Source organism: Lysinibacillus sp. GW821-FHT14F06, assembly GCF_058803665.1.
Genome location: NZ_JBXAPF010000020.1, coordinates 73,541 through 94,790 on the forward strand (window position 1 = coordinate 73,541; position 21,250 = coordinate 94,790).

Genomic DNA, 21,250 nt, shown 5'->3' on the forward strand with positions numbered 1-21,250 from the left:
AAGATCAGATATTTTTTTATAAGGGAGGGAAACATCCATGGGTTACAGAAAACTTGGTCGTACAAGTTCTCAACGTAAAGCGATGTTACGTGACTTAGCTACTGATTTAATCATCAACGAGCGTATCGAAACTACTGAGGCTCGCGCTAAAGAAGTACGTAAAGCTGTTGAAAAAATGATTACTTTAGGTAAACGCGGAGATTTACACGCACGCCGTCAAGCTGCTGCATTCATCCGTCGTGAACTAGTAACAACTACTGATGCAGAAGGTAACGAAACAACTTCATTTGCACTTCAAAAGTTATTTGATGATGTTGCACCACGTTATGCAGAACGTCAAGGTGGTTACACTCGTATTCTTAAAGTAGGTCCTCGTCGTGGTGACGGTGCACCTGTTGTTGTGATTGAATTAGTTTAATCATAAGAGAAAACTTGTGGTGAAGAGGGTGGAATCACCACCCTCTTTCTTTATAAATGATTTATACGACAAATAATTAAGCTGAGCGTTATGATGAGCGGGCACTGTTGTGTGGCGTCTCGTTTAGCTCTCCGCACCTCATTCGTGGAAACAAGGATTTGAGCTCCCATGTTTCTTGTAAATGTAACGACTAGCGCATTTCTATTGAATGAGGTGCGCGCTTTTTTATTATGTAAGGTAGCGCCAAATTGTGGTGCTTTTTTTAATATATGGGTTTAAAAATTATTATTTCATATTAAAGCCTCTTAAAAGATAGGATGTTTTGCTCAATAGCGTAAAAGAGTTGGATAGGAATTACTGAGTTATTTCTTTAAATAACTTGGTCAAAGTATTTTTATCACTTTTCTTTTATCGACATAATGATTGTAGTAGAATTCATACATAAAACAGTGTAAGTTAGTTAGTAGAGCTGAGCATGCAGAGAGGAGTTCTAGAAATGCCTGAAATTTTATCATTAAATAATGTGACATTTTCATATACACCCGAAGATAATGAAAGCCGTAATGCTGTGGAGAATGTAAGCTTTGCAGTGCAGGAGGGCGAATGGATTGCTATCGTGGGTCATAACGGTTCTGGTAAATCTACGATTGCAAAGCTAATGAATGGATTGTTATATCCACAACGGGGCGATGTACGTATATTACGCGAAGTATTAACAGAAGAGAATCTTTGGGCGAGCCGTTCGCAGATGGGGATGGTTTTTCAAAATCCAGATAATCAATTCGTTGGTGCGACTGTGCAGGATGATGTAGCCTTTGCCCTTGAAAATAACGGTGTTCCATTTGAAGAAATGGTGAAACGTGTTCATGCAGCATTAGATCAAGTAAAAATGAGTCATTTTTTAGATCATGAACCTCATCACTTATCAGGTGGACAAAAGCAGCGCGTTGCCATCGCAGGTGCACTTGCGTTAAAGCCCAAGCTTCTAATCCTTGATGAAGCTACGTCTATGTTAGATCCACAGGGACGCGGCGAAGTATTACAAACAGTTCAAACTTTACGTGCTGAAACAGGGCTAACGGTGTTATCCATTACACATGATTTAGAAGAGGCGATGCTTGCGGATCGTATCCTTTTCATGAATGATGGTAAAAAATTTGCTGAGGGTACACCTGTTGAAATATTTGCACTTGGGGACAAGCTAGTTGAGCTAGGACTTGACTTACCATTTGCCATGAAGCTATCAAAGTTATTGCAAAAGGAAGGTGTTCCATTAATGGGACAACATATGACAGAAGAAGAGTTGGTGAATGATTTATGGACATCAAACTTCAACAAGTAAGCTATGCCTATGCACAAGGTACACCTTTTGAAAAACGGGCATTATTCGATGTAGATTTTGAAATCCCGTCACATACGTATCAAGCGATTATTGGGCATACAGGCTCCGGTAAATCAACCATTCTTCAGCATTTTAACGCACTTCTAAAACCTACTTCTGGTGAAGTACATATAGGAGACCGTATTGTTGTAGCTGGTAAAAAGGCGAAGGATTTAAAGGCTGTTCGCCAAAAAGTTGGTATTGTGTTTCAATTTCCAGAGCATCAGCTGTTTGAAGAAACTGTGCTAAAGGATATTATGTTTGGTCCTATGAATTTCGGTGTCTCGGAGCAAGAGGCAGAAGCTCGTGCAAAGGAACTAGTAGGCTTAGTAGGTCTACCAGAGAATGTACATGAAAAATCACCTTTTGATTTATCAGGTGGACAGATGCGACGAGTGGCAATTGCAGGTGTATTAGCCATGGAGCCAGAAGTGATTGTTTTAGATGAACCAACAGCTGGGCTTGATCCTCGTGGTCAAAAAGAAATTATGGATATGTTTTATAGGCTTCATCAGGAACGAGGGCTTACAACAATTCTAGTTACGCATAGTATGGAGGACGCAGCTCGTTATGCAGATAATATTGTTATTATGCACGAAGGAAAAAACATATTGAGTGGTACACCGCAAGAAATTTTTAAAGATGTAGAGACATTAAAGAATTTCCGCTTAGAGCCTCCTCGTATTGTACGCTTTCAACAAAAAATCGAGCAAATGATGAAAAAGCCTTTCCAAAAAGTATGTTTAACGGAAGAAGAGCTCGCTACTGAAGTTGCTCGAATGCTACGAGAGGAGCGTGCAGAATCATGATGGAGAAAATGATATTTGGACGCTTCCTACCAGGAAATTCTCCCGTTCATAAGCTTGATCCGCGTTCAAAGCTAATATTTGTCTTTGCGTTCATTATAATCGTATTTTTAGCAAACAATACGGCGACATATGCTATGCTTCTAGCCTTTACCTTACTCATTGTATTTGTATCGCGTATACGTCTGTATTTTTTAATCAACGGTTTAAAGCCAGTACTCTTTTTAATGGCCTTTACCTTCCTACTTCATATTTTTATGACAAGAGAAGGAGCTCTGGTATTTGATTGGAAGTTTATTGAAATCTACGAAGAGGGAATAAGACAAGGGATTTTTATTTCGGTCCGTTTTCTAGTATTGGTCTTTATGACATCTATTTTAACACTTACCACGTCACCAATTTCAATTACAGATGGCATTGAAGTACTGCTAAATCCATTAAAAGCATTAAAAGTGCCTGTACATGAGTTAGCCTTGATGATGTCTATTTCATTGCGCTTCATTCCTACGTTAATGGATGAGACAGATAAAATTATGAAGGCTCAAATGGCACGTGGCTCAGATTTATCCTCAGGACCGATATCGGATCGTATTAAAGCTGTTGTCCCATTGCTAGTACCTCTCTTTGTTAGTGCCTTTAAACGGGCAGAAGATTTAGCAACAGCTATGGAAGTAAGAGGCTACCGTGGAGGAGAGGGACGCACTAGATATCGTAAGCTAAAGTGGGATATGGGTGACACATTTGCACTGGTGTTATTAGTAGCAATAGCTGTATTGCTATTCTTCTATAGAAGTTAAAGGAGTTAGCTATATGCGACGATTAAAATTAATTATTAGCTATGATGGAACACACTTTTCTGGCTATCAAGTACAGCCTGGAGAGAGGACAGTTCAGGCTGAGCTTGAGCGTGTTCTTGCCATTATGCATAAAGGAGAAAAGATAAAGGTTACAGCAAGTGGCCGTACAGATGCGAGAGTCCATTCAACCGGACAGACATTGCATTTTGATACACCACTCGCCATTCCAGCTGACAAGTATAGTAAGGCTTTGAATGTGCAGCTCCCTAGAGATATTCGCGTATTGTCAGTAGAGGAAGTGGCACATGACTTTCATGCACGATACAGTGTGACTGGGAAGCGTTATCGCTATATTTGGTCTTGTGAGCCTGTCCAAAGCCCATTCCGTAGACATTACACGGTTGAGACAAATGGTGTCAAACCCAATGTGGATGCAATGCAGGAGGCAGCGAAGGCTATAATTGGTACACATGACTTTTCATGCTTTTGTGCAGCGAATACAAGTGTGAAGGATAAAGTACGCACAATAACGTCACTGCAATTTGAATGGCATGGGGAAGAGCTTCATATGGTGATTGAAGGTACTGGCTTCTTATATAATATGGTTCGTATTATAGCAGGTACACTTTGGGAGGTTGGGGTAGGTCGACGTGCTATAGACAATGTAGCACTTGTAATCGCCTCAGAAGATCGTGATAAAGCGGGAAAAACCGCACCGCCACAAGGGTTATACTTAGAAAAAGTGTTCTATTAGTCATGTCTTATAATTCTGAACAACTTCACCAGGTGTTTAATGAAATTGCTTGACTTTAAAAGTCATTCATTATATGATAACAGATGGTATTTTCATTACCACCACAAATAAGCCCCGAAACTTATAGTGTAGTTTAATGAAAAATAACGGTAATCGAATCGATTAGGAGGATATATACATGCGTACAACATTCATGGCTAAAGGTCACGAAGTAGACCGTAAATGGTTAGTAGTTGATGCAGAAGGCCAAACTCTTGGACGTTTAGCTTCTGAAGTAGCTGCAATCTTACGTGGTAAACATAAACCAACATTCACACCAAACGTTGACACAGGTGATCACGTAATCATCATCAATGCTGATAAAATCCATTTAACTGGTAACAAATTAGAGGGTAAACTTTACCGTCACCACACTCAATTTGCAGGTGGTTTAAAAACTCGTACTGCTGGTGAAATGCTAGACAAGTACCCAACTAGAATGATCGAATTAGCAGTTAAAGGTATGCTTCCTAAAAACTCTTTAGGTCGCAAAATGTTTGGTAAACTAAATGTTTACACAGGAACAGAGCATCCACATGCTGCACAAAAACCAGAAGCATACGAGCTTCGCGGATAATATAAATTAAGAGGAGGATATTACTTTGGCACAAGTTCAATACATCGGCACTGGTCGCCGTAAAAGCTCTGTAGCTCGCGTACGTTTAGTACCAGGTACAGGTAAAATTGTTATCAACAAACGTGAAATCGAAGAATACGTACCATTCGCTGCACTACGTGAAGTAATTAAACAACCATTAGTAGCTACTGAAACTACAGGAAGCTATGATATCCACGTAAACGTTAACGGTGGTGGATACACTGGTCAAGCTGGTGCTGTTCGTCACGGTATCGCTCGTGCTCTACTTCAAGTAGACCCAGATTTCCGTGCTGCATTAAAATCTGCTGGATTACTTACTCGTGATTCACGCATGAAAGAACGTAAAAAACCAGGTCTACGCGGCGCTCGTCGTGCACCTCAGTTCTCAAAACGTTAATATCGTTGTTATATCAACGTTTTCAAGCTCTTCTCAGGTTTACCTGAGAGGAGCTTTTTTACGTTGATAACAAAAATAATACCCCGTTAATACCCCTTGATTAAAAATCAATGTAATTTTGAAACTGATCCGCTAGTTTTTCACGTGCTGTTTGTGTAACATATGTGTAAATATCCATCGTAGTTTTAATATCACTATGACCAAGCCTTGCCTGTACATCTTTTAAACTTGCTCTCGTTTCAAACAATAATGAGGCATGTGTATGTCTAAAATCATGTACCTTAATACGATGTAGATTAGGGTGACGCCCATAAAAAGCTACAAGTTTATCATTAGGCGTTGACTCTCGCATATATGTCATTTCATACTTCTGTTGATGAAAACGGGTAAAAACAGGCTGTAGCTCTTCTATAGCAATTTTAAAACCCATCTCTTCATAAAGCTCCTGTTGCTTAGCTTTCCATTGAAGAATCTCACCACTACTTTGTAGATACACTTGAGAAGCTTATGAGACACTTACGAGGATCGCTTAATGTTTAATCTATCCCAAATATCATTTCAATCAATCAAGTAGCTTAATCGCCCTGCTAAGTGCTTCAAATAAATTTTTGTTTTAAAAGAAAAAGGCTGTAGGTAAACTCAGATTTTGACTTTGTCTACAGTCTAAAAATTTATTCAAATTAAATTTTTCCCAAGATAGCTTTCTAAACCATACTTATTTTTTCTTACTCTTCTTTTTTACTTTTCGCTTCGATTTTTTGAAATAGAAAAGTAACCAATGTAAGAGCAATATAAAGTATAACGAAATTTAGAAGTCCACTAATTTCGATTTTATTCGCTATATATACGTATAACCCTACTACAATTAAACGGTGTTACAAGGCCAAGCTTCCCAGATGTGAAAGCAACGCACTGGGCATTTAAAGAGATTGAAGAAGCAGCGAAAAATCATTCGTAATATATAAATGAAGACAGTGCAGAGCAGTTATCTAAATAAACAACAAGTAGGCTACGGATTTCCTTAGCCTGCTTGGATATTTAAAAAGAGTGAAGTGATAATAATAACTTAAAATTAGTGATAGTAATTCATACTAGACGATGCATTTACAATATGGTTTGTTCAGAATTTGTTTAACAGACCTATGATAGGATGCGTAAGGGGACCGATAATAGAAATACAGGTGAAAAGTCATATTGGCATAATGGATTTAATTCTAACAAACTGATAGTTTGATGTTATACATAATTGTGTTCAAGTAGGGGAGGCGTGATAGTGAAAAAAAATATTAGCATTACTGTGACCATTATCATGCTATTTATTATCGTATTTTTTGTTGGCAATGGAGATTATTTTGTTAGTAGTAGTCAGCGGATTGCGCAGAATGGGATAGTTACGATTGAAGAAAAAGAACTACAAGAAAATACTATTTTAAAATTAGATGGAGAATGGTCGTTCTATCCAAATATCTTAATATCGTCAAGTGATTCATTTGACGCGTACGAGAGCGAGAAAATACCAATTGAGGTGCCAGCTACTTGGAATAGTTTTGTAGAACCAAATGAGGAAGGACTTACTGTAGGAACATATCATGTTAAGATAAATGTACCAATTGAAGGGGAATATGGATTATACATTCGTTCAATTCGCCAATCTAACCGTGTTTTCATAAATGGAGAAGATGTAGGTAGTATGGGGAATCCGAGTGAAACCTTAAAGGACTTTAAGTTCGAAAATGATGATAAATATACGGTGTTTGCAAAAAGTGAGAATCAAATGCTTGATATTGTAATTCATGTCGGAAATTATAATTATCCAAAAGCTGGTATTACTTTTCCTATTGAGTTGGGAACAAAGGAAGCTATTCAAAGAGATTTTAGCATGAAAATTTTAGCAGAATCGTTTGTATGTATTGGTTATATTGTATTCGGTGCGATTTATATTATATCGTATAGTCAAAATCGGAAGCGTAAAGAAGAATTGTTTTTGGGGTTATTCACTATATTATTCGGACTGTACATGTCGTTTACTAATGAAAAAATATTTTTCCTTATTTTTACACATTTAACTATAAACGAACAAATACGTTTACAATTAGGTATTTTACCACTTGTTGATGTTTGTTTAGCATTTTTTCTCTATTATTTGTATCCGGAGTTTATGAGGAAAAAAGCGATTTATATTATTAGTATTTTGTTAGGTTTACTTTTTTTTATCTATGGGATTTACAACCCGATTACAAAAAATAGTATGATTATACCAATAGAAAATCTAGTTCTTTCACAAATAATCTTTGCAGTAATTTTTATTCCAGTTGGGCTTTATAATGTGTTTGTGCTATTACGTGTGCTTATGAAAGGTGTAGAAGGTTCACGTTATATTCTAATTCTTTTAGTATCTCTTACTTGTTATACTTTTTTGATGGTAATGTATTACATTTTTGATATACCTATAGTTTATAGTGAACAATTATTGTTTATTTTTACACTATATAGTTTTGCATCTCTGCTTAGCTTCCGAGCAAATACATCTTTTAAGGAAGTTCAAGAGTTATCGGAAGAGCTATTGATGCATAATCAAATGAAGGATGAGTTTTTATTGAAAACGTCTCATGAATTACGTACGCCTTTAAATGGTATTTTAAATATATCCAAATCATTAATGGAAGGTGTACAAGGACCTTTAAAGCGTGAGCAACAAGAAAATGTCATTTTAATACATAATGTCGCGCAACGTTTAGGTTATTTAGTAGAGGATTTATTGATTTCTTCGAATCATATGACCGGAGAAGTTCGTGTTATCCCTCGTGTTGTTCCGATAAGCGTAATTGATGAAGTAATTGAGGAAATTCGTAGTTTAATGTCGAGTGATACATCCATAAGATTAATGAGTGCAGTAGATTCTAATTTACCCCATATGTATACAGATGAATTACGATTGAAACAAGTGCTTTATAATTTACTTTATAATGCTCTGCAACATACAAAACATGGACAAATTACAGTCTTAGCTAGTGTACGTAATGATTATATGGAAATACAAGTAAGCGATACTGGAATTGGTATACCATCACAAGACTTAGATCGAATTTTTAATTCCTTTTATCAAGTAAAGAAAGGTAAAAAAAGTGGGGGACTTGGGTTAGGATTAAGTATCTCAAAAAATATAGTAGAACAGTTAGATGGGGAAATTCATGTAACAAGTACATTAGGTGTTGGAACAATTTTTACTTTTACGGTGCCACTTGCCACACTCGAAAAACTAGATATTGAAACACAACAACAGATGGGCAATCGAGCAGATAATACTATACTACAGCTAGATTTACCATTATTGCATAAAGGTAATGACAAAACCATACTCATTGTTGATGATGATCATGTGAATATAAAAGTACTAGTGGACGCATTAATTCAAAAAGGCTATACCGTTATTGGGGTAGATAACGGGTTTGATGCGATGGATTATATAAAGAAACATAAAGTAGATTGCATGTTAGTCGACTTAATGATGAATGGTATGTCAGGCTATGAATTATGCAAACAAGTACGAAAGCAATATGATATGTTGGAATTGCCGATTATTGTTTTAACAGCAATTATGCAGCATTCAGATTTAGTGTTATCTTTACAAGTTGGGGCAAATGATTATCTGCAAAAACCGATTGCGATGGATGAATTACTAGTGCGTATTCAATCATTACTAGCAGTTCGACAATCTTCCATTGATGCGATTGAGGATGAAATGAATTATTTATATGCGCAAGTAACTCCTCATTTTGTCTACAATACACTTAATACTATTATCGGCTTAAGCTATACAGATATAGAAAATACACGAGAGGCGTTATACAGTTTAGCAACCTATTTCCGTGCCAAGCTGAATGCCCATTATCGTAACAGCATGGTTTCAATAGAAGATGAAATAGACCTTGTAAAAGCATATCTCTATATTGAAAAGATGCGCTTTGGTGATCGTCTTACAGTTGCGTATGATATTGATGAGTCCATTCAATCTTTGATTCCAGCATTATCAATTCAGCCTATAGTTGAAAATGCAGTTTTTCACGGAATTTCGAAGAAAAAAGAAGGTGGTACTATTGAGGTGAGTGTGCAACGAGAAGGACAATTTATACGTATTAAAATTTATGATAATGGGGTCGGTATCTCAGAAGAAAAGTTGCAACGATTAGTAAATGAAGAAAACTCACGTATTGGATTTACGAATCCGTTGAAAAAATTTAGGCTTATTAGAAATGCCAGTTTTCGTATATATAGTGAAGAAGGTAAAGGAACTACTGTTATTATTCTATTACCAGAAGGTGATGCATAGTGAATATAGTCATAATTGATGATGAAAAAATGGCAATAGATGTGTTAAGAATTATGCTAGAAAAGCTTATACAATTTACGATTTGCATTAAAGGTACATATACAAATGTAAGGGATGCATTTGCTTTTTTGAAAAAGAACGAGTAGATGTCGTTTTTTTAGATATGGAGATGATTGACGTTCATAAGTTGCAAGTTGCCAAAAAGTTACTAGTTAAATATCCAAGTATGCAAATTATTTTTGTGACAGCCCATGCGAAGTTTGCTGTAGATGCTTTTGACATAGAAGCAACAGATTATTTATTAAAGCCAGTTCGAGAATATTTGAAGAACTTGCTAAGAAGTTAGGGAATGACTGGAATGCCAGAGGTGTAATTAAGATTTTTACTGAAAGAAATCCTTGTAGAAGTTGTTCAGGGGTAATGGACAAATTCCAAGATAGATATCCTAATTTTATTAATCAGTCACCAAAATAATTAACTAGGTGCTCATTGCTTATTTGATTTGTAGATAATTGGTTCAGATTGATGTGATAAATTATTAATGTTCTCTTAAGTAAAAAATACCAGGAGCTCATAAATGTGTGAGTACCTGGTATTTTTTATTTCTTTAGTTTTTATTCTGTATTATGTAGAAATCAGAAAAAAACCACCAGAAAAAGGTGGTCAAAGTGCTTTAAGATAATATGGAGTTCTTTCTATAATATACATGCAGTATACAAAAAGGTTGTTAAAGCCTTATTTAGGGTCTTTCTTAATTCTCAAAACGTTAATTTTACGTTTTTATCAAGCCCTGCAACTTTTGTGGTTGTGGGGTTTTTTGTATTTGTCAAAAGTAGCGTACATAAGGCTCTGTAGTGCAGTTGATAGCTATATATTTAAAAAACGCAAAAACTAGGCACTCTGTTACAAATGCCTTGCTTCATATTCTAGTTATATCTATCGGAAACTATACCTAGGGACGAAGCTTTAATAAACGGTAGCTCCTGCAATTGTCGTAGATTTTTTGCTGTTCCTGTTACGACCGCGCCATTAATAACAATATCCTCGACAACAAGCTCGCCATCCTTACCAGCAATTGTTTCATTTAACCGCTTAAACTCTCCCTGCCAACGAGATTTTATAGGTACACCTGCCTGAATGGAACTAATAAACTGCTGTGCAGGCTTTACTTTGGCCTCCCCATCCGACTCTAACAAGGAGAATCCGTAAACGGTATTTGCACTACGAACTAACGGTGACCCTGTGACTTGCTCTTTATCTACATATTCACGCATGTGCAGTTCTGCATCTTCTGTGACATCGTTAACCCAAAGCCAGGCTGCTGTTAGTTCCTGTGGTATTAAATTTAATGCTTTATCCACACTATAGCCTTTATCAAATGAAAGTGCCATTTCAACAAGCTTTTCACCTGGTATGTCCTGTAAGTATGTCAAATCATCATTGACATTTTCATACTGGACCTGTGGATAGAAAAAGGTCATCATTCGCTGTCCAAGCTCATTGTAATGCGTATAGTGAATGTTCTCCTGCGTGAACGCTCCACCAAAATGCATCGTTGAAGTTCTTCCTTGTCGACCTAGTCTTTCACTACGGAATAGTCCGTAACCGTAGCCGCCTTCACCAGTAAAGACAAGCTTGCCCTCAATCCATTTATACTTTTTATAATAATTTTCTCCACCTAAAATGCCTGGATATGTTTCGATGATTCCGATAAACTCATTGGGTCCAGATATTTGACTAAAATGCATAAATGATTCCTCAATAGGAAAAGCAAGTCTTGGTGTAATAACATGGTTTGCAACAGCCCCCCCAATAACTAGCGTTAATATAACCGCTACTGAAATGAAAATCATTCTCCAAGTGCTGTGGCGCTTTGCTTTGCCAATGGATTTTTCCATCCTTTCGACATTGAATAATTCCTCCATTATGCTTCCTCCCATTTTTTACGCAATGCTTTTCTTGCTCGCTGTAAATATGTACTAACATGATTTTCTGAGTGATCAATAATTGACGCGATCTCTTTGTACGACAAATCCATAAAATATTTCATGATGAGCAGCTGTTGAAATTGCTGCGGTAATTGTAGTAATGCAAGTCGTAATTGCTCATTTTGCTCTCTTGAAATAAGCTGCTCCTCGATATTTACCGAGGCTTGAAGTTGTTGTATATCCTCATCAGTTAAATAGGATTGTATTTTTTTCTTATTGTATATTGTGTAGTAGCGATTCAATGCTACTTTGAAAAGCCATGCCCTTAATTTATTTGCCTCGATTTGTGACAGGCATCCGATCGTTTTGATGATTGCCTCCTGAACAATATCCTCAGCATCTTCCTTAGCAACGCCAATTTTTATTAAATATTTGAAAACGATTTTCGCCTCTTGCAGCAAATATCGTTCCCATTGTCGTTTCATCCATTCACCTACTTCCAGATTCGTATTTGTGTCCCTTGTAAAGCATGTAATTGGCCAGTAACTTATACATATAACAATTGAAATCCGAAAAAGTATACACTTTTTGAAAAATTAGGATGGTGCTTTACAGTTAACCTATATTTTATTAGAAGTAACATCGGGACTTAATGCGAGAGCTTGAGAGCAATAGGGGAACTCATTAGCTACTTGTGATTGTGGAGTAAACTGTAGTGGTCAGTAGTATTACATTTTTACAGCATCTCATATAGAGCTCTTTAGAAATAATAAAATAGTCAATTTGATAGCATGTAATCACATTACCATAGTAAAAAATTTTGAATCACATAATGCATGAGGCTCGTTTATATAGGTGAAGGGGTGATAGTGCTGGATTTGCGACAGATAGTAGATGATTATAGTGAACATTTATTACGTATAGCTTATTACTATACAAAAAATTTACATGCTGCAGAAGATATTGTTCAAGATGTTTTTATCAAGTTTTCGCAGAGCAATTATAAAGAAAATGGTCAATTACGTTCCTATCTAACAAAAATGACCATAAACCACAGTAAAGATTATTTAAAAAGCTGGTCGTATCGAAAGATTCAACTCCAAGAACAATTTCCCTTACTTGCTTTTTTACAAAAAGATAGTCTGGTACAAAAGGAATTGCAAACAACAATTGGAGAAGTCGTTCTATCTTTACCCATTAAATACAGAGAAGTGATTATTCTTTATTATTACGAGGAATTACATACAGCGGATATCGCCTCACTATTACAACAGCCTGAAAGTACAATCCGCACAAGATTACGAAGAGCCCGTGAAAAACTTCGACCTGTATTATCTGGGGAATGGGAGGATTTATATGAAGAGTGAAATCAAAAAGAGTTTGCTTGAAGCAACACCTGATTTACAAGAAAGCAAATCTCGCGTAAGGAAAGCTGTGCTACAATTACCAAAAAAACAGCACTCTCGAAAACCTCGGCTTGTTTCTGGGTGCTTAATCTTACTATTAATTATTTTAATATTCGTTGAGCGACAAAGTGATGAATATGTACAAGGCTACTCAGAAATTACGCTTAATATGTATGGATTAGATGATGCTGACCATTCTGAACGTTATCGTAACGATTTACTGCTTTTAAAATATGGGAAACGTAAAGGTGTAAAGCTAAGAAAACAAGACGTGAAAAAACTGGTTGCATCCTATGAGGCTGAATTACCGAGTTCTTTTGATAAAATCCTACAAAGAAAGGGTATTACAAAAGAGGCCTACAAAGAACAATATCTAACATTGATTGCACAGGTTCAACTTGTACGTGAGGCGTTACTACCTCACTATAAACAAATGTATCCACAATTTCATCAGGAAGTTCATGAGCAATTACTCCTTCTTGATGCAGTTGAAGAAGAGCATATGGAAGATATAAATTTGGGAGCTATGGTCGATATTCATGCCATTGTCTTATATGAAGGAAAAAATGCACGAATCCTTGCATTAATGGATAAAAAAAGGTTGTTAGAAGAACAACTTATTATTATGCCGATACGTGATGAATTAACATTAAAAACAGGTGACGAAGTGTTACTCGAAAACAGCTACATGCCAGGCTTTGTAACAAAAACAGGATTTAAGTATTTTGCAGTAAGCCAAAATATTACAGAAATAACAACAAATAAATCTACAACAATACCAGCCATACAGAAGAAATTGAGCACTTTATTTGAACAAATGACTTGGCAAGATATTTCACAGACAAAAGAACCCGACATACAATTAATCACAATGAACGGAAACTATTCTGTCTGGTATGGTAACGATATTGTCATTGGTTCTGGTGATAAAGGTTTTATCATTAGCAAAGAACAGGTGCAGGAATGGGGAGACGAATTAATTCGAAAATTGCAATATAAATAACATATAAAGGCCATCTATTTTGACAGATTTTTATTCAAAATAGATGGCCATTTTAAATTAAAGGTAATGAGTAGTATTTATTAAAATTATTTTCGGATAAATTTATATTTTTTTAAGAAATTATTTAGAGGGAGTTTAACATTCAATATTAATATTAGTGTCAATGGGACATCAAGCCTCACTAAAAGGGTTTGGGGTAGCTGATTAATAATAAAAAAATGGAGGTAAATAGATATGAAAAAGCTATTAATAGTATCCGTTGCAGCAACGGCACTCCTTGCTGCTTGTCAGGATAAAGAGCCTGTAATGAAAAATGATGCAGAAAGTGCAGAAGTAAAAACAGAAAGTGCCGCAGCAGATAATAAAGCACAGGAGCAAGCAGTAGACCAGTTAACAAAAGGACAAGAAATGGCTAACATTCTTAGTAGTACAAACTGGCAAGGGACAAAGGTATACGATAAAGATAATAATGACTTAACAGCTGAGAATGCGAATTATATTGGTCTTGCTAAATATGATGTTGAAACAGGCCACTATGAATTCTTTGATGCGACTACTGGAGAAAGCCGTGATGATAAAGGAACATTCTTTATTACTAATGATGGGCAAAGCAGGGTTTTAATTTCTGAATCCAAAAATTATCAAGCCGTTGTGGAAATAACAGAGCTAAACGACAATATCTTTACTTATAAAAGAATGGGTAAAGATAAGGAAGGCAATGATGTAGAAGTTTTTGTTGAGCATGTTCCTTATAATGAAAAGGATCTTGCTTTCACGGATGCTGATAAAAATTTAGATGTTACTACAGGTGATATTGTAAAAGACGTGGATGGAGATAAGATCTTAGCAGAGACATTATGGCATGGGACTGTAGTGTTAGATGAAGCTGGTAATGATGTAACTGAGTTTAATACGAACTTCATTAGTATCGCAAAATATGATGCAGATATAAATAAATATGAATTCTTTAATCCAGAAACAGGTGAAAGCCGAGGAGACTATGGTTACTTTGATGTTATTCATGGTAATAAAATTAGAGCCCATGTTTCAATTGGAGACAACAAATATGGTGTAGCACTTGAAATCACAGAGCTTAACGATCAGAAGTTTACGTATAAAAGAATGGGTAAAGATAAAGATGGAAATGAAGTAACTGTATTTGTTGAACATGAACCTTATGAAGGTGAATATAATCCTGAATTCACACTCAAATAAATTTTCTATTTTCTTCTTGGTATAAAACAGACGTAGTCCTTTACTTGCTAATGCTGTTTTTGGGCAGAAGAAATTAAATTATTATCTTGTTTAGTGTGTGTAAACCTCGTCAGCTTAGTGGCGAGGTTTTTAATATATCCAAACATAATAATTAAGGGCTGAGTAAAATGTGTATTTTACGTGGAAATAGCTGATACTGCTTTTAAGCTGTTATTTCTTAGGGGACTTTGAAGTAACTGAATCTATAAAATGGAGGTCAATGTATGAAAAAGCTTTTAATAATATCTCTTGCAACAATGGCATTACTTGCCGCATGTCAGAGTAAACAAGATGTAAAAAAGAAAGAGGAAGTAAAAACTGAGCAATCTGCAGATCAAAGGCCAGTCGAAATGACGAAAGGCCAAGCGAATGCCAATATTCTTAGTAGCACAAACTGGCAGGGTACAAAAGTGTACGATAAGAATAAGAAAGATTTAACCGCAGAAAATTCTAATTTTATTGGCCTAGCAAAGTACGATGCTGATTCAGCGCGTTACGAATTTTTTGATCCACAAACAGGAAAAAGTCGCGATGATAAGGGTATTTTCTTTATCACGAATGATGGAAAACAAAGAATATTGATTTCTGAATCGAAAAATTATCAAGCTATCGTGGAAATTACGGAGCTAACTCAAAATTTATTTACGTATAAAAGAATGGGGAAAGATGCAAATGGTAACGATGTAGAGATATTTGTTGAGCATGTTCCTTATAAAGATAAAAAACTTACATTTACTGATCCAGATAAAACTTTGGAAACTTCTACAGGCACTATTGTTCAAGATGTTGATGGTGATAAAATTTTAACAGATACACTATGGCAGGGAACAGTTGTATTAGATACAGAAGGAAATGATGTAACACAATATAATTCAAATTTTATTAGTATAGCTAAATATGATGCTGATACGAATAAATATGAATTTTTCAACCCTGAAACAGGTGAAAGTCGCGGTGACTATGGTTTCTTTAATGTTCTCCATGGAAATAAGCTAAGAGCACATGTTTCAATAGGCGATAATAAATATGGGGCTGTTCTTGAAATTACTGAACTTAATAACAAGAAATTTACTTATTTAAGAACTGGTAAAGATAAAGATGGAAAGGATATCACAGTATTTGTAGAACATGAACCTTATACAGGTAAGTTTAAACCTGAATTTACACAAAAATAGATATAATTCTTAATTAACGGCATTAGTTCTCAAATTGTAATGGACTAATGCCATTTTATTGTTACTTGAAAAATATCTATTACAAATCAAATCTCCATTTTAATACTGAGTGTTTTTTTCACTTTCTGGCATAGTTCTCTCACTAACATCGTACACTAAATGTAAAAGGGTGGTGGATATGGGTGAAGCGCTGGCTTGCACTAGGAGTAATTATGCTAATGAGTATAGTGGTTGTGGCATATGAAACGAATGCTTCAGACCGTAACTTCTTCTTACCAGACCCACTTGGTGGTCAAAAGATTGTCATTGATGCGGGGCATGGGGGTCAGGATGGAGGAGCTTCAAAGGGTGAAGTGATTGAAAAGGATATTACACTTGCAATTGCTCAGTATGTTGAGAAAGAGCTAAAGAAAAAAGGCGCAACGGTTGTAATGACGCGAACACAGGATGGAGATGTTATCGAGGAGCATGCGCCGTCAGAAAAGTTTGGTACAATGCGTGAACGAAAGAAACAGGATATCTTTTTAAGAAAAGATATTGTTGAAAAAGAAAAACCAGATATTTTTATTACAATTCATGCAAATGCTATCCCAGAGACAAAATGGCGTGGAGCACAGGTGTTTTATCATAAAGAAGGACATGCTGAAAGTGAATTATTAGCAAAGAGCATTCAGGAATCTATTCGTACTAATTTAAAAAACACGGACCGAGAAGCACTGTCTATCAAGCAAATATATTTATTGAAAAAAGTTGAAGTACCTGCTGCACTTGTAGAAACAGGATTTATCAGCAATGATGAGGAACGTGCACTTTTAACGGATAAAAAATATCAAGAAAAAATGGGAGATGCCATTGTTGAAGGTATAGAAGCCTATTTATTAGCTAAAATTGAATAGAGCAACATCTACAACGAAAATCAAATCATTATGATATACTAACATTGAGATAATATAAGGGGAGTGTTCGTCGTGATTACTGAACAACAAGTACGAGAAATACTAGGACAACTACAAGATCCATTTTTACATAAATCACTTGCAGAAACAGATGGAATTACAAACGTATCAATAAAAGAAGAAAAAAATCATGTCAGTGTAAAAATTGCGATTGCTAAAACAAATACACCTGAACAATTACAATTACAGATGAAAATTGTTGAAATTTTAAAAGAAGCGGGTGCAAATACGGTAGGCATTCGCTTTGAGGAGCTATCGGCAGAGAAATTACAAGGCTTCCGTGGAACAGCTACTGAATCTGAGGCTCAGGATATTTTATCTCCTCTTAGCACAGTACAAGTTATTTCCATTGCGTCAGGTAAAGGTGGGGTAGGGAAATCTACAGTTTCCGTTAATCTCGCTGTGGCATTAGCACGTCTTGGAAAAAAGGTAGGGTTAATTGATGCCGATATTTACGGATTTAGTGTGCCGGATATGATGGGTGTTGCTGATATGCCAAAAGTGGTAGATAATCGAATTTTCCCAGTTGATCGCTTCGGGGTAAAAGTGATTTCAATGGGCTTCTTTGTTGAAAACAATGCACCAATTGTATGGCGTGGACCAATGTTAGGGAAAGTGTTAGATCAGTTCTTCCGTGATGTAGAATGGGGCGAATTAGACTATCTACTACTTGATTTACCACCAGGTACTGGGGACGTAGCTCTAGATATTCATCAAATGTTGCCTTCATCAAAAGAAATTGTTGTTACAACACCACATCCTACAGCAGCATTCGTTGCGGCTCGTGCAGGTGCAATGGCTCTACAAACAGAACATGAAATATTAGGTGTTATTGAAAATATGGCATGGTACGAGTCAAAATCAGGTGATCGTGAATTTGTATTTGGTCAAGGCGGTGGACCGAAGTTAGCTGAAGAACTGCGTACAGAATTACTAGGACAAATCCCTCTGGGCCAACCAGACTGGTCAGAAGAAGATTTTGCACCTTCTGTTTATGCTGAAAAACATCCAACAGGACAAATTTATTTAGATATCGCGACGAAAATGATCAATAAATTAAATAAATAATCAAAAACGGATTTCCTGAATTAATGAGGAAATCCGTTTTTTAAAAATAAAAGAATTACTGGGTATTATTTTGTTCCTTGTCAGTGCCGTCACCGCCACCTGCTTTTTTCTCATCTTTTCCAGAAACTGCTGTTGCTTCACCGCCACTTTTTTTAATAAGCTCCTGCCATTTTGTTTGCATAAGTGGACTTTCAATCGTTTCTTTTACGACTTCCTCCATTTGCTTTCTCATGTTGGAAGACTTTAGAATCGTTTCTAACTGCTTTTGCATATCAGGCTGTCCAAAGAATGCCTCCATATCCTTTTGGAAAGTGGGATCCTTGATTAATTCCTTCATAATATCCTGTTGCTGCTTTTGCATACTTTTAGCGACAGTTTCTTTAAACTTTGGATCCTCGAATGTTTTCTTCCAAAAATCTTCTGCTTCCTTAGAAAGTAAGGTTTCCTCGGTAGCCTTCTTCACTTCTTCATGCTCCAAAATCAATAATTCGCGAAAGCTGGGCTCCTCTAAAAGCTGTCGTAAAGCCTTTTTACCGTCCTCAGTTTGTAAAGAGTCAATCATAATTTTTTTAATTTCATCATAGGACATGGTAGAGGTTTTATCTTGTGAACAGGCAGAAAGAAAAAGCATTAGAATTAGTAATAAGGTAAATTTTCGCATCGATCATCAGTCCTTTCTATAGATAGACTCTTTCAATTATTGTTCACATTTACGATGACTTTATGTATTGGTTAGGATGAGAAATAGCTTTTTTAACAATGCATTGTTAAAATAAATACAGATATATTGTAGAAATTGGGGGACTTTTAGTTGTGACGATACGAAATTGGGCAAAGTTTTTCTTTTTTGCAATGCTCGTTGGAGGCGCTGTCAACGGAATTTGTAGCTTGTTTATTAGGTGGGATTTCTTCCAACCATACATAACAAATGGTCATTGGGGAGAATTTTTAGCAGGGCTTTTATGGATGGTCTTTTTAGGATTTACGATGAGTGTTATTGCACAAGCAGGATTCTTTGCTTATTTAACCCTTCATCAAGTAGGGGTTAACATTTTCAGAACACTGACGCTGTGGAATTGGGTTCAGTTATTATTAATTGCTATTACTATTTTTGACGTTATATTCTTCCGCTTTGTCCCAGGCATTAAAGAAGGCCAAAGTTGGATATTTTATTTAGGATTATTAATTGTTTTAATTTTTGGAGCAGTTGCAACAGCCGTTCAAAAAGTAAAAATGACGGGGAAAAAGCACGTTTTAATTTCCGCATTATTCTTTATGATTGTCATTACAACGCTGGAATGGACGATTGCTTTAATGGGGCGTGATGAAAATATTAACGAATATGTCGCATTGTTACTATTTCCTTTACTTGCTGTAAATGCCTATCAATTATTAGTATTACCCAAATATAATGCAAAATCCGATGAAGATCGTCAAAAGTTAGAAGCACGCCGTAAAGCACGTAGAGAACAAGCTAAAAATGCAAACGCATAATAAAGATGCCTCCGATAATTCTGAGGGCACTGAAAAAGTCGATTTGCCACAAAAATTGTGATGCAAATCGACTTTTTTAAGTTTTCAAATCCAACAAAAGACAAAATTCTAATATAAAAAAGTGAATTTTTTTAGTTTTTCAGTGCCCTCAATAATTCTGGAGGCATTTTTTTATGGTGATTTTTTAGTTTGAACTTTATATCCAAATATATTTTCTTCGATGGACATAAATTTATTTTGTTGTAGCAAAGTATTTATATCTTTGAATGTAATTGGATTGTTTTGATGTAAGATGACGAAAATAAAATCGCCTTTTTGTATTTTAGGTGTTTTCTCGCCCTTCCAAATTAAAGAGGGAGAAAGTATGTTTATTTGCTGTTGAAATAAGTTCTTTTGTAAATCCTGAGAATATTGGTGATTGCGAGTGGCAAACCAAAGTGGTGTTTCTTTTAAATACTTTTCGTAAATAGCGATATCTTTTTGTATGGTTGTCATATTTATAGGTTCATCTGTAGAATCCTCTGGTCCTAATAATCCCGTAGGCAGTTTCCGCTTTTGAATGATTTTTAAATGTTCCGGTGATCGTTTAATCCAAGCAGGATCTAGCAATAAGAGTGGATAAGGTTCTTTCACAGTGTTAAGCCAGTCCATTAGTGCTTCATCAGAGAAAGAAATTTCGACAACAAGGGATGTACCGTAATGTCCTTTTGTTACAATTGCTGGAGCATCAGCGATATTAAATACAGAAATCATAGTTGAGTTTATTGGCTTTATAAAAACAAATAGTATTACGATGAAAAGCAATGAAATCAACGTTTTACGAACCATCATAACAACCTCGTTTCTAAAATATTAAAGAGAAAAATAAACTTCTTAAAAAAACTTATGATTTAGTGTTGACTTTCATGAATAATCGATGTTATTATGTATAAGTCGCCAAGAGATGACGCGACAAATTAAAAAATGAACCTTGAAAACTGAACAAGCAAAACGTAATCAATAAAGTTTTTAGTAGCTAACTTATGCTAGTGAACGAGATAAAAATTTTGGACATCAAAATTGATGCCAGCAAAACAATTTGAGCTAATCAAATTTCTTTTATGGAGAGTTTGATCCTGGCTCAGGACGAACGCTGGCGGCGTGCCTAATACATGCAAGTCGAGCGAACAGAGAAGGAGCTTGCTCCTTTGACGTTAGCGGCGGACGGGTGAGTAACACGTGGGCAACCTACCCTATAGTTTGGGATAACTCCGGGAAACCGGGGCTAATACCGAATAATTTATTTCATCTCATGGTGAAATACTGAAAGACGGTTTCGGCTGTCGCTATAGGATGGGCCCGCGGCGCATTAGCTAGTTGGTGAGGTAACGGCTCACCAAGGCGACGATGCGTAGCCGACCTGAGAGGGTGATCGGCCACACTGGGACTGAGACACGGCCCAGACTC

The 21,250-nt window shown here is 36.0% G+C and carries 22 protein-coding genes, 1 rRNA gene and 1 pseudogene; 19 read left to right on the forward strand and 5 right to left on the reverse strand.

What is annotated here, in order from left to right:
* The first annotated feature begins 37 nt into the window (after window positions 1-37).
* The 7 genes from rplQ (at window position 38) to rpsI (ending at window position 5,190) form a co-directional block, all read left to right on the forward strand.
* Entirely contained in the window at window positions 38-418 is a 381-nt protein-coding gene (gene rplQ / locus AC1RNS_RS17270; protein WP_012296051.1) for a 50S ribosomal protein L17, read from the forward strand.
* A gap of 496 nt (window positions 419-914) precedes the next feature.
* Complete coding sequence (locus tag AC1RNS_RS17275; protein WP_492994421.1) at window positions 915-1,760, forward strand: energy-coupling factor ABC transporter ATP-binding protein; 846 nt, start codon at window positions 915-917, stop codon at window positions 1,758-1,760.
* Window positions 1,736-2,608 carry an energy-coupling factor ABC transporter ATP-binding protein gene (locus tag AC1RNS_RS17280; RefSeq protein ID WP_492994422.1) on the forward strand — a complete coding sequence of 291 codons (873 nt, stop codon included), beginning with the start codon at window positions 1,736-1,738 and terminating at the stop codon, window positions 2,606-2,608. The genes AC1RNS_RS17275 and AC1RNS_RS17280 overlap by 25 nt, the downstream gene beginning before the upstream one ends.
* Entirely contained in the window at window positions 2,605-3,402 is a 798-nt protein-coding gene (locus tag AC1RNS_RS17285) for an energy-coupling factor transporter transmembrane component T family protein (protein ID WP_492994424.1), read from the forward strand. Before AC1RNS_RS17280 ends, AC1RNS_RS17285 begins: the two co-directional genes overlap by 4 nt.
* Window positions 3,403-3,415: 13 nt before the next feature.
* Complete coding sequence (truA, locus tag AC1RNS_RS17290) at window positions 3,416-4,156, forward strand: tRNA pseudouridine(38-40) synthase TruA (protein WP_492994426.1); 741 nt, start codon at window positions 3,416-3,418, stop codon at window positions 4,154-4,156.
* 178 nt (window positions 4,157-4,334) lie between these two features.
* Window positions 4,335-4,772, forward strand: coding sequence for a 50S ribosomal protein L13 (gene rplM, locus AC1RNS_RS17295; protein ID WP_370043864.1), 438 nt, complete (start codon window positions 4,335-4,337; stop codon window positions 4,770-4,772).
* 25 nt (window positions 4,773-4,797) lie between these two features.
* Window positions 4,798-5,190, forward strand: a complete 393-nt coding sequence (gene rpsI, locus AC1RNS_RS17300; RefSeq protein ID WP_004233744.1) for a 30S ribosomal protein S9 — start codon at window positions 4,798-4,800, stop codon at window positions 5,188-5,190.
* Window positions 5,191-5,290: 100 nt separating this feature from the next.
* Here the strand turns inward: rpsI and AC1RNS_RS17305 are convergent, their stop codons facing one another.
* The gene (locus AC1RNS_RS17305) at window positions 5,291-5,620 is read right to left on the reverse strand and encodes a tyrosine-type recombinase/integrase (RefSeq protein ID WP_492994429.1); all 330 of its coding nucleotides are present in this window, start codon (window positions 5,618-5,620) and stop codon (window positions 5,291-5,293) included.
* Between the two features lie 843 nt (window positions 5,621-6,463).
* Here AC1RNS_RS17305 and AC1RNS_RS17310 point away from each other — a divergent pair.
* From AC1RNS_RS17310 to AC1RNS_RS17325, 4 genes are read left to right on the forward strand one after another with little or no spacing between them, the layout of a single operon-like run.
* On the forward strand, window positions 6,464-9,520 hold the full coding sequence (locus tag AC1RNS_RS17310) for an ATP-binding protein (protein WP_492994430.1): 3,057 nt from the start codon (window positions 6,464-6,466) through the stop codon (window positions 9,518-9,520).
* Window positions 9,520-9,666, forward strand: a complete 147-nt coding sequence (locus AC1RNS_RS17315; protein ID WP_492994432.1) for a hypothetical protein — start codon at window positions 9,520-9,522, stop codon at window positions 9,664-9,666. The genes AC1RNS_RS17310 and AC1RNS_RS17315 overlap by 1 nt, the downstream gene beginning before the upstream one ends.
* Before the next feature lie 17 nt (window positions 9,667-9,683).
* Window positions 9,684-9,866, forward strand: a complete 183-nt coding sequence (locus AC1RNS_RS17320; protein ID WP_492994433.1) for a hypothetical protein — start codon at window positions 9,684-9,686, stop codon at window positions 9,864-9,866.
* Window positions 9,867-9,892: 26 nt separating this feature from the next.
* Window positions 9,893-9,994, forward strand: a complete 102-nt coding sequence (locus AC1RNS_RS17325) for a deaminase domain-containing protein (protein WP_492994448.1) — start codon at window positions 9,893-9,895, stop codon at window positions 9,992-9,994.
* Between the two features lie 452 nt (window positions 9,995-10,446).
* On the opposite strand, the gene AC1RNS_RS17330 is transcribed toward AC1RNS_RS17325, so the two are convergent.
* Window positions 10,447-11,445, reverse strand: coding sequence for an anti sigma factor C-terminal domain-containing protein (locus AC1RNS_RS17330; RefSeq protein ID WP_492994434.1), 999 nt, complete (start codon window positions 11,443-11,445; stop codon window positions 10,447-10,449).
* A complete protein-coding gene (locus AC1RNS_RS17335) occupies window positions 11,445-11,933 on the reverse strand; it encodes an RNA polymerase sigma factor (RefSeq protein ID WP_492994435.1) in 489 nt (162 codons plus the stop codon). Before AC1RNS_RS17335 ends, AC1RNS_RS17330 begins: the two co-directional genes overlap by 1 nt.
* A 384-nt stretch (window positions 11,934-12,317) precedes the next feature.
* Between AC1RNS_RS17335 and AC1RNS_RS17340 the strand changes: the two genes are divergently transcribed.
* The 6 genes and pseudogenes from AC1RNS_RS17340 to AC1RNS_RS17365 all read left to right on the forward strand — a co-directional run bounded on the left by AC1RNS_RS17340 (window position 12,318) and on the right by AC1RNS_RS17365 (window position 18,310).
* Entirely contained in the window at window positions 12,318-12,815 is a 498-nt protein-coding gene (locus AC1RNS_RS17340; RefSeq protein ID WP_492994437.1) for a sigma-70 family RNA polymerase sigma factor, read from the forward strand.
* Complete coding sequence (locus AC1RNS_RS17345) at window positions 12,805-13,857, forward strand: hypothetical protein (RefSeq protein WP_492994439.1); 1,053 nt, start codon at window positions 12,805-12,807, stop codon at window positions 13,855-13,857. Before AC1RNS_RS17340 ends, AC1RNS_RS17345 begins: the two co-directional genes overlap by 11 nt.
* 306 nt (window positions 13,858-14,163) lie before the next feature.
* Entirely contained in the window at window positions 14,164-15,072 is a 909-nt protein-coding gene (locus AC1RNS_RS17350; RefSeq protein ID WP_492994450.1) for a DUF4822 domain-containing protein, read from the forward strand.
* 389 nt (window positions 15,073-15,461) lie between these two features.
* Window positions 15,462-16,286, forward strand: a pseudogene (locus tag AC1RNS_RS17355) (DUF4822 domain-containing protein); the annotation flags it as partial.
* A 182-nt stretch (window positions 16,287-16,468) separates the two neighbouring features.
* Entirely contained in the window at window positions 16,469-17,182 is a 714-nt protein-coding gene (locus AC1RNS_RS17360; RefSeq protein WP_492994440.1) for an N-acetylmuramoyl-L-alanine amidase, read from the forward strand.
* Between the two features lie 72 nt (window positions 17,183-17,254).
* Window positions 17,255-18,310 (forward strand): P-loop NTPase, encoded by a 1,056-nt coding sequence (locus tag AC1RNS_RS17365; protein ID WP_492994442.1) that lies wholly within the window; start codon window positions 17,255-17,257, stop codon window positions 18,308-18,310.
* Window positions 18,311-18,365: 55 nt separating this feature from the next.
* Here the strand turns inward: AC1RNS_RS17365 and gerD are convergent, their stop codons facing one another.
* Window positions 18,366-18,971, reverse strand: coding sequence for a spore germination lipoprotein GerD (gene gerD, locus AC1RNS_RS17370; protein WP_492994443.1), 606 nt, complete (start codon window positions 18,969-18,971; stop codon window positions 18,366-18,368).
* A gap of 152 nt (window positions 18,972-19,123) precedes the next feature.
* On the opposite strand from gerD, the gene AC1RNS_RS17375 reads away from it, so the two are divergent.
* Window positions 19,124-19,804, forward strand: coding sequence for a KinB-signaling pathway activation protein (locus tag AC1RNS_RS17375; RefSeq protein WP_492994445.1), 681 nt, complete (start codon window positions 19,124-19,126; stop codon window positions 19,802-19,804).
* A gap of 171 nt (window positions 19,805-19,975) precedes the next feature.
* On the opposite strand, the gene AC1RNS_RS17380 is transcribed toward AC1RNS_RS17375, so the two are convergent.
* Window positions 19,976-20,635 carry a hypothetical protein gene (locus AC1RNS_RS17380; protein ID WP_492994446.1) on the reverse strand — a complete coding sequence of 220 codons (660 nt, stop codon included), beginning with the start codon at window positions 20,633-20,635 and terminating at the stop codon, window positions 19,976-19,978.
* 266 nt (window positions 20,636-20,901) lie between these two features.
* Between AC1RNS_RS17380 and AC1RNS_RS17385 the strand changes: the two genes are divergently transcribed.
* A 16S ribosomal RNA gene (locus AC1RNS_RS17385) occupies window positions 20,902-21,250 on the forward strand; the annotation flags it as partial.

What these genes read in the sequence shown, in the direction of transcription:
- rplQ (WP_012296051.1), top strand. Translation starts at nt 38, where the DNA reads ATGGGTTACAGAAAACTTGGTCGTACAAGTTCTCAACGTAAAGCGATG.
- AC1RNS_RS17275 (WP_492994421.1), top strand. Translation starts at nt 915, where the DNA reads ATGCCTGAAATTTTATCATTAAATAATGTGACATTTTCATATACACCC.
- AC1RNS_RS17280 (WP_492994422.1), top strand. Translation starts at nt 1,736, where the DNA reads ATGGACATCAAACTTCAACAAGTAAGCTATGCCTATGCACAAGGTACA.
- AC1RNS_RS17285 (WP_492994424.1), top strand. Translation starts at nt 2,605, where the DNA reads ATGATGGAGAAAATGATATTTGGACGCTTCCTACCAGGAAATTCTCCC.
- truA (WP_492994426.1), top strand. Translation starts at nt 3,416, where the DNA reads ATGCGACGATTAAAATTAATTATTAGCTATGATGGAACACACTTTTCT.
- rplM (WP_370043864.1), top strand. Translation starts at nt 4,335, where the DNA reads ATGCGTACAACATTCATGGCTAAAGGTCACGAAGTAGACCGTAAATGG.
- AC1RNS_RS17305 (WP_492994429.1), bottom strand. Translation starts at nt 5,620, where the DNA reads ATGGGTTTTAAAATTGCTATAGAAGAGCTACAGCCTGTTTTTACCCGT.
- AC1RNS_RS17320 (WP_492994433.1), top strand. Translation starts at nt 9,684, where the DNA reads ATGGAGATGATTGACGTTCATAAGTTGCAAGTTGCCAAAAAGTTACTA.
- AC1RNS_RS17330 (WP_492994434.1), bottom strand. Translation starts at nt 11,445, where the DNA reads ATGGAGGAATTATTCAATGTCGAAAGGATGGAAAAATCCATTGGCAAA.
- AC1RNS_RS17335 (WP_492994435.1), bottom strand. Translation starts at nt 11,933, where the DNA reads ATGAAACGACAATGGGAACGATATTTGCTGCAAGAGGCGAAAATCGTT.
- AC1RNS_RS17345 (WP_492994439.1), top strand. Translation starts at nt 12,805, where the DNA reads ATGAAGAGTGAAATCAAAAAGAGTTTGCTTGAAGCAACACCTGATTTA.
- AC1RNS_RS17350 (WP_492994450.1), top strand. Translation starts at nt 14,164, where the DNA reads ATGAAAAATGATGCAGAAAGTGCAGAAGTAAAAACAGAAAGTGCCGCA.
- gerD (WP_492994443.1), bottom strand. Translation starts at nt 18,971, where the DNA reads ATGCGAAAATTTACCTTATTACTAATTCTAATGCTTTTTCTTTCTGCC.
- AC1RNS_RS17380 (WP_492994446.1), bottom strand. Translation starts at nt 20,635, where the DNA reads ATGATGGTTCGTAAAACGTTGATTTCATTGCTTTTCATCGTAATACTA.